Below are 11,166 nucleotides of genomic sequence, written 5' to 3' on the forward strand. Positions count from 1 at the left end.
ACCAGCCATGACGCAACTACCAGAACTCCCACTGACATTATCCCGACAAGAAATCCGCAAAATGATTCGGCAACGTCGTCGTGCGTTAACGCCGGAACAACAGCAGGAAATGGGTCAACAAGCCGCTACCCGGATGATGACTTATCCCCCGGTGGTGATGGCGCATACGGTCGCTGTATTCCTCTCTTTTGATGGTGAACTCGACACCCAGCCGCTAATAGAACAACTCTGGCGCGCCGGTAAGCGCGTATATCTTCCAGTTTTGCATCCCTTTAGTGCTGGTAATTTGCTGTTCCTGAATTACCATCCGCAAAGCGAACTGGTGATGAACAGGTTGAAAATCCATGAGCCAAAACTGGATGTGCGTGACGTGCTACCCCTTTCCCGATTAGACGTGCTGATCACACCGCTGGTCGCCTTTGATGAGTACGGTCAGCGCCTGGGAATGGGCGGTGGTTTTTATGATCGGACCTTACAAAACTGGCAGCACTATAAAACGCAACCGGTGGGTTATGCGCATGATTGTCAGTTGGTGGAAAAACTCCCCGTTGAAGAGTGGGATATCCCTCTTCCTGCGGTGGTTACACCGTCGAAAGTCTGGGAGTGGTAAGGGCGATACACCTGCATCGCCCTGATTGACATCGTTGATTCTTTAACCTAATTTAGTGAGTAAGGGTAAGGGAGGATTGCTCCTCCCCTGTGACTGACTGTTAATAAGCTGGGAAACTTATGAGTAACAGTACAATCAGTATGATGGCAAGTCGCATCATAACCCTTCTCCTTCAAGCCCTCGCTTCGGTGAGGGCTTTACCGTTACAGCCCCATGCTGCCCAGCTATCGTAAGCTCTCTTTAAATAACCACAACGCATTGATCTACCTTTAAATCTTTTCTTCGAGCGTGTTCGAAAAACCCCATGCAAAACAGAGATAATTTTTGGGAAAAAGGATCTATTACGGCAGTAAACGTGGGCGATGAAGTGGCTATCAAAAAGTTCGGTTCAGGGCGATGCACCCCGCATCGCCCTGATTGACATCGTTGATTCTTTGACCTAATTTAGTGAGTAAGGGTAAGGGAGGATGACTCCTCCCCAGAGACTGACTGTTAATAAGCTCCGAAACTTATCAGTAACAGTACAATCAGTATGATGACAAGTCGCATCATAACCCTTCTCCTTTAAGCCCTCGCTTCGGTGAGGGCTTTACCGTTACAGCCCCATGCTGTCCCGCCATCGTAAATCCCCATTAAATAAACACAACGCATTGATCTGACTTTGATTTATTTTCTGGAGCAGACTCGCAAAGTAGAATGCGCAACGCGGCAACGGTGTGGAGAAGGGATAAAAAAACGGGCAAGTCAGTGACCTGCCCGTTAATTTTCAGAGAAGGGGAATTAGTACAGCAGACGGGCGCGAATGGTACCCGGAATAGCTTTCATTGCCTGCAGCGCTTTTTCGGCAACGTCTTCGTCAGCTTCAATATCAATAACTACATAACCCATCTGGGCGGAAGTTTGTAGATATTGCGCGGCGATGTTGACGCCCTGCTCGGCGAAGATTTTGTTCAGCGCAGTTAGCACGCCCGGACGGTTTTCGTGGATGTGCATCAGACGACGACCACCATGCAGTGGCAGCGAGACTTCCGGGAAGTTCACCGCAGAGAGCGTTGAGCCATTGTCAGAATACTTGATCAATTTACCCGCAACTTCCAGGCCGATATTCTCCTGCGCTTCCTGAGTCGAACCGCCAATGTGTGGCGTCAGAAGTACGTTGTCGAATTCACACAGTGGAGAGGTAAATGGATCGCTATTGGTCGCCGGTTCCGTCGGGAATACGTCGATTGCCGCCCCCGCCAGATGTTTGCTCGCCAGCGCATCACACAGCGCCGGAATATCCACCACAGTACCGCGCGAAGCATTAATCAGCAGCGAGCCGGGCTTCATTAGTGAAATTTCTTTCGCGCCCATCATATTTTTGGTGGACGGATTCTCTGGTACATGCAGACTCACCACATCGCTCATATTCAGCAGGTCAGAAAGATGCTGTACCTGAGTGGCGTTGCCCAGCGGCAGTTTATTTTCAATATCATAAAAGTAAACATACATTCCCAGCGATTCAGCCAGAATGCCCAATTGCGTACCAATATGACCGTAGCCGATGATACCCAGCTTTTTGCCGCGCGCTTCAAAAGAACCCGCCGCCAGTTTGTTCCACACGCCACGGTGCGCTTTAGCATTGGCTTCCGGCACGCCGCGCAATAGCAGCAGCAGTTCGCCAATCACCAGCTCCGCAACAGAGCGCGTATTTGAGAACGGTGCGTTAAATACCGGGATCCCGCGCTTTGCCGCCGCATCCAGATCAACCTGGTTTGTTCCTATACAGAAACAGCCAATAGCGACCAGCTTTTCTGCGGCGTTGATCACGTCTTCAGTCAGATGGGTACGGGATCGCAGGCCGATGAAGTGGGCATCGCGGATGGATTCTTTTAATTGTTCATCATCCAGCGCGCCTTTGTGAAATTCGATGTTGGTGTAACCAGCTGCACGAAGGCTTTCCAGCGCCTTTTGGTGCACGCCTTCTACCAGCAGAAACTTAATCTTGTCTTTCTCCAGCGATACCTTTGCCATTTACCCAATCCTGTCTTTGAAATGTTGTGTGCGGATTTGCATCCGCCTTTCAACATATCAAAAAATAATATTGCGGCAATATGAACGTTTGCGTCGCGATGTTGAGGAAATATCACGCAAAGGTATTTCTTGGTTGAATATGCTGGTTTAGAGGATTTATTTAGAGCAATCGACAATAGCCAGGTAAAAACGTGACACATGTCACCAAATTTAATGAAGAGAATTTTTTTAACGGGGGAGGTTCCCCCGTCAGATCATTTCACAATGGTTTTGACACCGTCAGGTGTGCCAATCAGCGCAACGTCCGCGCCACGGTTAGCAAACAAGCCAACAGTCACCACGCCAGGAATCGCATTTATGGCGTTTTCCATCGCTATCGGGTCAAGGATTTCCATGCCGTGGACGTCGAGGATCACGTTGCCATTATCGGTCACCACGCCCTGACGGTATTCCGGACGACCGCCCAGTTTCACCAGCTGGCGCGCCACTGCACTACGTGCCATCGGGATAACTTCTACTGGCAGCGGGAATTTACCCAGAATATCAACCTGCTTGGAGGCGTCGGCAATACAGATAAATTTTTCCGCAACCGAAGCAATGATTTTTTCACGGGTCAGCGCCGCGCCGCCGCCTTTGATCATTTGCATGTGGCCGTTGATTTCATCTGCGCCATCAACGTAGATGCCAAGGCTGTCGACTTCGTTGAGATCAAAAACGTGAATGCCGAGGCTTTTCAGTTTTTCAGTGGAAGCATCTGAACTGGAAACGGCCCCTTCAATCTGGCCTTTCATCGTGCCGAGCGCGTCAATAAAGTGTGCGGCGGTGGAACCTGTACCTACACCAACAATGGTGCCGGGCTGAACATACTGAAGTGCCGCCCATCCTACTGCTTTTTTCAATTCATCCTGCGTCATGATCGTTTCGCCTGTGGTATGAAATTTCACACGCATTATATACAAAAAAAGCGATTCAGACCCCGTTGGCAAGCCGGGTGGTTAACTCATCCATAAAATATCGCGCAATGGCGGGCATCCCCTTTCGCCCCGCAAATAAAGCATACAACGGTCTGGGTATGCCGCTCCACGGTGCGAACAGAGGCAATAACGCCACGCCATTCAACATAACCAGGGCGCGAAGTCGCTAAGCGAAATGCAATAGCGCAAATCCCTGATCTTTTAAGCTGCGCGTTTAACCATTGATACAAATGTTACCCGCCGACGGCTGCGGTATATGCAACCTGACACAAAATTGTGTCATAGTGCAGGAAAAAGCATTTACCAGGAGCAGACAACAGCAATGAAACGCCCGGACTACAGAACATTACAGGCACTGGATGCGGTGATACGTGAACGAGGATTTGAGCGCGCGGCACAAAAGCTGTGCATTACACAATCAGCCGTCTCACAGCGCATTAAGCAACTGGAAAATATGTTCGGGCAGCCGCTGTTGGTGCGTACCGTACCGCCGCGCCCGACGGAACAAGGGCAAAAACTGCTGGCACTGCTGCGCCAGGTGGAGTTGCTGGAAGAAGAGTGGCTGGGCGATGAACAAACCGGTTCGACTCCGCTGCTGCTTTCACTGGCGGTCAACGCCGACAGTCTGGCGACGTGGTTGCTTCCGGCACTGGCTCCTGTATTGGCTGATTCGCTTATCCGCCTCAACTTGCAGGTAGAAGATGAAACCCGTACTCAGGAACGTCTGCGCGCGGCGAAGTGGTCGGCGCGGTGAGTATTCAACATCAGGCGCTGCCGAGTTGCCTTGTCGATAAGCTCGGTGCGCTTGACTATCTGTTCGTCAGCTCAAAACCGTTTGCCGAAAAATATTTCCCTAACGGCGTAACGCGTTCGGCATTATTGAAAGCACCTGTGGTCGCCTTTGACCATCTTGACGATATGCACCAGGCCTTTTTGCAGCAAAACTTCGATCTGCCTCCAGGCAGCGTGCCCTGCCATATCGTTAATTCTTCAGAAGCGTTCGTGCAACTTGCTCGCCAGGGCACCACCTGCTGTATGATCCCGCACCTGCAAATCGAGAAAGAACTAGCCAGCGGTGAACTGATTGACTTAACGCCAGGGCTATTTCAACGCCGGATGCTCTACTGGCACCGCTTTGCTCCTGAAAGCCGCATGATGCGTAAAGTCACTGATGCGTTGCTCGATTATGGTCACAAAGTCCTTCGTCAGAATTAATCCATCAAATAATGCCTGATAGCACATATCAGGCGTTGTCCTCACTTCTTTTTGTATTCCTTGAATCACATCACAAAATAGACAAATCTCAGGCGGCAAAAAACGACGTCTGAATGCATTTTTTTTGCTGGCGACAAACCCACGTAAAAAGCTCACCGTAGGCGCAAATACCCTCATTTTGATTGCGTTTTACGGAGCAAATAATGTCTAACGTGCAGGAGTGGCAACAGCTTGCCAACAAGGAATTGAGCCGTCGGGAGAAAACTGTCGACTCGCTGGTTCAGCAAACCGCGGAAGGGATCACCATCAAGCCGCTGTATACCGAAGCCGATCTCGATAATCTGGAGGTGACAGGTACCCTTCCTGGTTTGCCGCCCTACGTTCGTGGCCCGCGTGCCACTATGTATACCGCCCAACCGTGGACCATCCGTCAGTATGCTGGTTTTTCAACAGCAAAAGAGTCCAACGCTTTTTATCGCCGTAACCTGGCCGCCGGGCAAAAAGGTCTTTCCGTTGCGTTTGACCTTGCCACCCACCGAGGCTACGACTCCGATAACCCGCGCGTGGCGGGCGACGTCGGCAAAGCGGGCGTCGCTATCGACACCGTGGAAGATATGAAAGTCCTGTTCGACCAGATCCCGCTGGATAAAATGTCGGTTTCGATGACCATGAATGGCGCAGTGCTACCAGTACTGGCGTTTTATATCGTCGCCGCGGAAGAGCAAGGTGTTACACCTGATAAACTGACCGGCACCATTCAGAACGATATCCTCAAAGAGTACCTCTGCCGCAACACCTATATTTACCCGCCAAAACCGTCAATGCGCATTATCGCCGACATCATCGCCTGGTGTTCCGGCAACATGCCGCGATTTAATACCATCAGTATCAGCGGTTACCACATGGGTGAAGCGGGTGCCAACTGCGTGCAGCAGGTAGCATTTACGCTCGCTGATGGGATTGAGTACATCAAAGCAGCAATCTCTGCCGGACTGAAAATTGATGACTTCGCTCCTCGCCTGTCGTTCTTCTTCGGCATCGGCATGGATCTGTTTATGAACGTCGCCATGTTGCGTGCGGCACGTTATTTATGGAGCGAAGCGGTCAGTGGATTTGGCGCACAGGACCCGAAATCACTGGCGCTGCGTACCCACTGCCAGACCTCAGGCTGGAGCCTGACTGAACAGGATCCGTATAACAACGTTATCCGCACCACCATTGAAGCACTGGCTGCGACGCTGGGCGGTACTCAGTCACTGCATACCAACGCCTTTGACGAAGCGCTTGGTTTGCCTACCGATTTCTCAGCACGCATTGCCCGCAACACCCAGATCATCATCCAGGAAGAATCAGAACTCTGCCGCACCGTCGATCCACTGGCCGGATCCTATTACATTGAGTCGCTGACCGATCAAATCGTCAAACAAGCCAGAGCTATTATCCAACAGATCGACGAAGCCGGTGGTATGGCGAAAGCGATCGAAGCAGGTCTGCCAAAACGAATGATCGAATAGGCCTCAGCGCGCGAACAGTCGCTTATCGACCAGGGCAAACGTGTCATCGTTGGTGTCAACAAGTACAAACTGGATCACGAAGACGAAACCGATGTACTTGAGATCGACAACGTGATGGTGCGTAACGAGCAAATTGCTTCGCTGGAACGCATTCGCGCCACCCGTGATGATGCCGCCGTAACAGCCGCGTTGAACGCCCTGACTCACGCCGCACAGCATAACGAAAACCTGCTGGCTGCCGCTGTTAATGCCGCTCGCGTTCGCGCCACCCTGGGTGAAATTTCCGATGCGCTGGAAGCCGCTTTCGACCGTTATCTGGTGCCAAGCCAGTGTGTTACCGGCGTGATTGCGCAAAGCTATCATCAATCTGAGAAATCGGCCTCCGAGTTCGATGCCATTGTTGCGCAAACGGAGCAGTTCCTTGCCGACAATGGTCGTCGCCCGCGCATTCTGATCGCCAAAATGGGCCAGGATGGGCACGATCGCGGCTCGAAAGTGATCGCCAGCGCCTATTCCGATCTCGGTTTCGACGTAGATTTAAGCCCGATGTTCTCTACACCTGAAGAGATCGCCCGCCTGGCAGTAGAAAATGACGTTCACGTAGTGGGCCCATCCTCACTGGCTGCCGGTCATAAAACGCTGATCCCGGAACTGGTCGAGGCGCTGAAAAAATGGGGACGCGAAGATATCTGCGTAGTCGCCGGTGGCGTCATTCCACCGCAGGATTACGCCTTCCTGCAAGAGCGCGGCGTGGCGGCGATTTATGGTCCAGGTACACCTATGCTCGACAGTGTGCGCGACGTACTGAATCTGATAAGCCAGCATCATGATTAATGAAGCCACGCTGGCAGAAAGTATTCGCCGCTTACGTCAGGGTGAGCGTGCCACACTCGCCCAGGCCATGACGCTGGTGGAAAGCCGTCACCCGCGTCATCAGGCACTAAGTACGCAGCTGCTTGATGCCATTATGCCGTACTGCGGTAACACCCTGCGACTGGGCGTTACCGGCACCCCCAGCGCGGGGAAAAGTACCTTTCTTGAGGCCTTTGGCATGTTGTTGATTCGAGAGGGATTAAAGGTCGCGGTTATTGCGGTCGATCCCAGCAGCCCGGTCACTGGCGGTAGCATTCTCGGGGATAAAATCCGCATGAATGACCTGGCGCGTGCCGAAGCGGCGTTTATTCGCCCGGTACCATCCTCCGGTCATCTGGGCGGTGCCAGTCAGCGAGCGCGGGAATTAATGCTGTTATGCGAAGCGGCGGGTTATGACGTAGTGATTGTCGAAACGGTTGGCGTCGGGCAGTCGGAAACAGAAGTCGCCCGCATGGTGGACTGTTTTATCTCGTTGCAAATTGCCGGTGGCGGCGATGATCTGCAGGGCATTAAAAAAGGGCTGATGGAAGTGGCTGATCTGATCGTTATCAACAAAGACGATGGCGATAACCATACCAATGTCGCCATTGCCCGGCATATGTACGAGAGTGCCCTGCATATTCTGCGACGTAAATACGACGAATGGCAGCCACGGGTTCTGACTTGTAGCGCACTGGAAAAACGTGGAATCGATGAGATCTGGCACGCCATCATCGAGTTCAAAACCGCGCTAACTGCCAGTGGTCGTTTACAACAAGTGCGGCAACAACAATCGGTGGAATGGCTGCGTAAGCAGACCGAAGAAGAAGTACTGAATCACCTGTTCGCGAATGAAGATTTCGATCGCTATTACCGCCAGACGCTTTTAGCGGTCAAAAACAATACGCTCTCACCGCGCACCGGCCTGCGGCAGCTCAGTGAATTTATCCAGACGCAATATTTTGATTAAAGGAATTTTTATGTCTTATCAGTATGTGAACGTTGCCACTATCAACAAAGTGGCGGTCATTGAGTTTAACTATGGCCGAAAACTTAATGCCTTAAGTAAAGTCTTTATTGATGATCTTATGCAGGCGTTAAGCGATCTCAACCGGCCGGAAATTCGCTGTATCATTTTGCGCGCGCCGAGTGGATCCAAAGTCTTCTCCGCAGGTCACGATATTCACGAACTGCCGTCTGGCGGTCGCGATCCGCTCTCCTATGATGATCCATTGCGTCAAATCACCCGCATGATCCAAAAATTCCCGAAACCGATCATTTCGATGGTGGAAGGTAGTGTTTGGGGTGGCGCATTTGAAATGATCATGAGTTCCGATCTGATCATCGCCGCCAGTACCTCAACCTTCTCAATGACGCCTGTAAACCTCGGCGTCCCGTATAACCTGGTCGGCATTCACAACCTGACCCGCGACGCGGGCTTCCACATTGTCAAAGAGCTGATTTTTACCGCTTCGCCAATCACCGCCCAGCGCGCGCTGGCTGTCGGCATCCTCAACCATGTTGTGGAAGTGGAAGAACTGGAAGATTTCACCTTACAAATGGCGCACCACATCTCTGAGAAAGCGCCGTTAGCCATTGCTGTTATCAAAGAAGAGCTGCGTGTACTGGGCGAAGCGCACACCATGAACTCCGATGAATTTGAACGTATTCAGGGGATGCGACGCGCGGTTTATGACAGCGAAGATTACCAGGAAGGAATGAACGCTTTCCTCGAAAAACGTAAACCTAATTTCGTTGGTCATTAATCCCTGCGAACGAAGGAGTAAAAATGGAAACTCAGTGGACAAGGATGACCGCCGATGAAGCGGCAGAAATTATCCAGCATAACGACATGGTGGCATTTAGCAGCTTTACCCCGGCGGGTTCGCCGAAAGCCCTACCCACCGCGATTGCCCGCAGAGCTAACGAACAGCATGAGGCCAAAAAGCCGTATCAAATTCGCCTGCTGACGGGGGCGTCAATCAGCGCCGCCGCTGACGATGTACTTTCTGACGCCGATGCTGTTTCCTGGCGTGCGCCATATCAACATCGTCCGGTTTACGTAAAAAGATCAATCAGGGCGCGGTGAGTTTCGTTGACCTGCATTTGAGCGAAGTGGCGCAAATGGTCAATTACGGTTTCTTCGGCGACATTGATGTTGCCGTCATTGAAGCATCGGCACTGGCACCGGATGGTCGAGTCTGGTTAACCAGCGGGATCGGTAATGCGCCGACCTGGCTGCTGCGAGCGAAGAAAGTGATCATTGAACTTAATCACTATCACGATCCGCGCGTTGCAGTACTGGCAGATATTGTGATTCCTGGCGCGCCACCGCGGCGCAATAGCGTGTCGATCTTCCATGCAATGGATCGCGTCGGTACCCGCTATGTGCAAATCGATCCGAAAAAGATTGTCGCCGTCGTGGAAACCAACTTGCCCGACGCCGGTAATATGCTGGATAAGCAAAATCCCATGTGCCAGCAGATTGCCGATAACGTGGTCACGTTCTTATTGCAGGAAATGGCGCATGGGCGTATTCCGCCGGAATTTCTGCCGCTGCAAAGTGGCGTGGGCAATATCAATAATGCGGTAATGGCGCGTCTGGGGGAAAACCCGGAAATTCCTCCGTTCATGATGTATTCGGAAGTGCTACAGGAATCGGTGGTGCATTTACTGGAAACCGACAAAATCAGCGGGGCCAGCGCCTCCAGCCTGACAATCTCGGCCGATTCCCTGCGCAAGATTTACGACAATATGGATTACTTTGCCAGCCGCATTGTGTTGCGTCCGCAGGAGATTTCCAATAACCCGGAAATCATCCGTCGTCTGGGCGTCATCGCTCTGAACGTCGGCCTGGAGTTTGATATTTACGGGCATGCAAATTCAACGCACGTAGCCGGGGTCGATCTGATGAACGGCATCGGTGGCAGCGGTGATTTTGAACGCAACGCGTATCTGTCGATCTTTATGGCTCCGTCGATTGCTAAAGAAGGCAAGATCTCAACCGTCGTGCCAATGTGCAGCCATGTTGATCACAGCGAACACAGCGTCAAAGTGATCATCACCGAACAAGGGATCGCCGATCTGCGCGGTCTTTCCCCGCTTCAACGCGCCCGCACTATCATTGATAATTGTGCACATCCTATGTATCGGGATTATCTGCATCGCTATCTGGAAAATGCGCCCGGCGGACATATTCACCACGATCTTAGCCACGTCTTCGACTTACACCGTAATTTAATTGCAACCGGCTCGATGCAGGGTTAATGGTTTGTCCCGTCACGATCTTCAGCAATATGCTGAAGCATCGTGGCGGTATAACGATGATTTCTGATTGAATAAAGATATTCCTGCATATACATCGGCCTGTGCGGAGCATCAAAATATTTCAGCGTTGCCGGATTCACCAGTCGCCAGGCAAAATGCGGGATCACCGTCAGAAAATGTCCGCGCTCCACGGCGCTGATTTTGGCCATAAAACTGTAGGGACGATAAATAATGGTGGGATTGATCCCACAAGGTCGCATATTCGCATCAATCATTGCTTCGAAGTTAGCCCGGTTTTGAAAGCGCATTTGTAGCCAGGGCAGCTCCTGAAGCAGCTCTTGCTCTTGACGCTCTTCATAACGGCGAGGGTAATGACTCCAACTTATTGATAGTGTTTTATGTTCAGATAATGCCCGATGACTTTGTCATGCAGCTCCACCGATTTTGAGAACGACAGCGACTTCCGTCCCAGCCGTGCCAGGTGCTGCCTCAGATTCAGGTTATGCCGCTCAATTCGCTGCGTATATCGCTTGCTGATTACGTGCAGCTTTCCCTTCAGGCGGGATTCATACAGTGGCCAGCCATCCGTCATCCATATCACCACGTCAAAGGGTGACAGCAAGCTCATAAGACGCCCCAGCGTCGCCATAGTGCGTTCACCGAATACGTGCGCAACAACCGTCTTCCGGAGCCTGTCATACGCGTAAAACAGCCAGCGCTG

General features: G+C 51.7%; 7 protein-coding genes and 5 pseudogenes. 6 read left to right on the top strand and 6 right to left on the bottom strand.

What is annotated here, in order from left to right; translation table 11 throughout:
• Positions 1-7: 7 nt before the first annotated feature.
• The gene (locus tag BGK49_RS21290; RefSeq protein WP_000192748.1) at positions 8-610 is read left to right on the top strand and encodes a 5-formyltetrahydrofolate cyclo-ligase; all 603 of its coding nucleotides are present in this window, start codon (positions 8-10) and stop codon (positions 608-610) included.
• A gap of 100 nt (positions 611-710) precedes the next feature.
• Here the strand turns inward: BGK49_RS21290 and BGK49_RS29925 are convergent, their stop codons facing one another.
• The 4 genes from BGK49_RS29925 to rpiA all read right to left on the bottom strand — a co-directional run bounded on the left by BGK49_RS29925 (position 711) and on the right by rpiA (position 3,537).
• Positions 711-770 (bottom strand): type I toxin-antitoxin system Ibs family toxin, encoded by a 60-nt coding sequence (locus tag BGK49_RS29925; protein WP_001387035.1) that lies wholly within the window; start codon positions 768-770, stop codon positions 711-713.
• Between the two features lie 332 nt (positions 771-1,102).
• Positions 1,103-1,162 (bottom strand): type I toxin-antitoxin system toxin IbsC, encoded by a 60-nt coding sequence (ibsC, locus tag BGK49_RS28405; protein WP_071524576.1) that lies wholly within the window; start codon positions 1,160-1,162, stop codon positions 1,103-1,105.
• Positions 1,163-1,390: 228 nt separating this feature from the next.
• Complete coding sequence (gene serA, locus BGK49_RS21300) at positions 1,391-2,623, bottom strand: phosphoglycerate dehydrogenase (RefSeq protein ID WP_001151604.1); 1,233 nt, start codon at positions 2,621-2,623, stop codon at positions 1,391-1,393.
• Positions 2,624-2,877: 254 nt separating this feature from the next.
• On the bottom strand, positions 2,878-3,537 hold the full coding sequence (gene rpiA, locus BGK49_RS21305; RefSeq protein ID WP_000189743.1) for a ribose-5-phosphate isomerase RpiA: 660 nt from the start codon (positions 3,535-3,537) through the stop codon (positions 2,878-2,880).
• Positions 3,538-3,919: 382 nt separating this feature from the next.
• Between rpiA and argP the strand changes: the two are divergent.
• The 5 genes and pseudogenes from argP (at position 3,920) to scpC (ending at position 10,445) form a co-directional block, all read left to right on the top strand.
• Positions 3,920-4,812, top strand: a pseudogene (argP, locus tag BGK49_RS21310) (DNA-binding transcriptional regulator ArgP).
• A 203-nt stretch (positions 4,813-5,015) separates the two neighbouring features.
• Positions 5,016-7,160 (top strand): annotated as a pseudogene (scpA, locus tag BGK49_RS29930) (methylmalonyl-CoA mutase).
• Positions 7,153-8,148: a methylmalonyl Co-A mutase-associated GTPase MeaB gene (gene meaB, locus BGK49_RS21320; RefSeq protein ID WP_000606531.1), complete on the top strand. Its 996-nt coding sequence runs from the start codon at positions 7,153-7,155 to the stop codon at positions 8,146-8,148. Before scpA ends, meaB begins: the two are co-directional and overlap by 8 nt.
• Positions 8,149-8,158: 10 nt before the next feature.
• Entirely contained in the window at positions 8,159-8,944 is a 786-nt protein-coding gene (gene scpB / locus BGK49_RS21325; RefSeq protein ID WP_000122063.1) for a methylmalonyl-CoA decarboxylase, read from the top strand.
• Between the two features lie 23 nt (positions 8,945-8,967).
• Positions 8,968-10,445, top strand: a pseudogene (gene scpC / locus BGK49_RS21330) (propionyl-CoA:succinate CoA transferase).
• Here the strand turns inward: scpC and BGK49_RS21335 are convergent.
• Both BGK49_RS21335 and BGK49_RS21340 read right to left on the bottom strand, forming a co-directional pair.
• Positions 10,442-10,810, bottom strand: a pseudogene (locus tag BGK49_RS21335) (LysR substrate-binding domain-containing protein); the annotation flags it as partial. The pseudogenes scpC and BGK49_RS21335 overlap by 4 nt on opposite strands.
• Before the next feature lie 17 nt (positions 10,811-10,827).
• Positions 10,828-11,166: pseudogene (locus BGK49_RS21340) on the bottom strand (IS1-like element IS1B family transposase); the annotation flags it as partial.

This window comes from Shigella sp. FC1544, assembly GCF_001722145.1.
GTDB classification, from domain to species: domain Bacteria; phylum Pseudomonadota; class Gammaproteobacteria; order Enterobacterales; family Enterobacteriaceae; genus Escherichia; species Escherichia coli.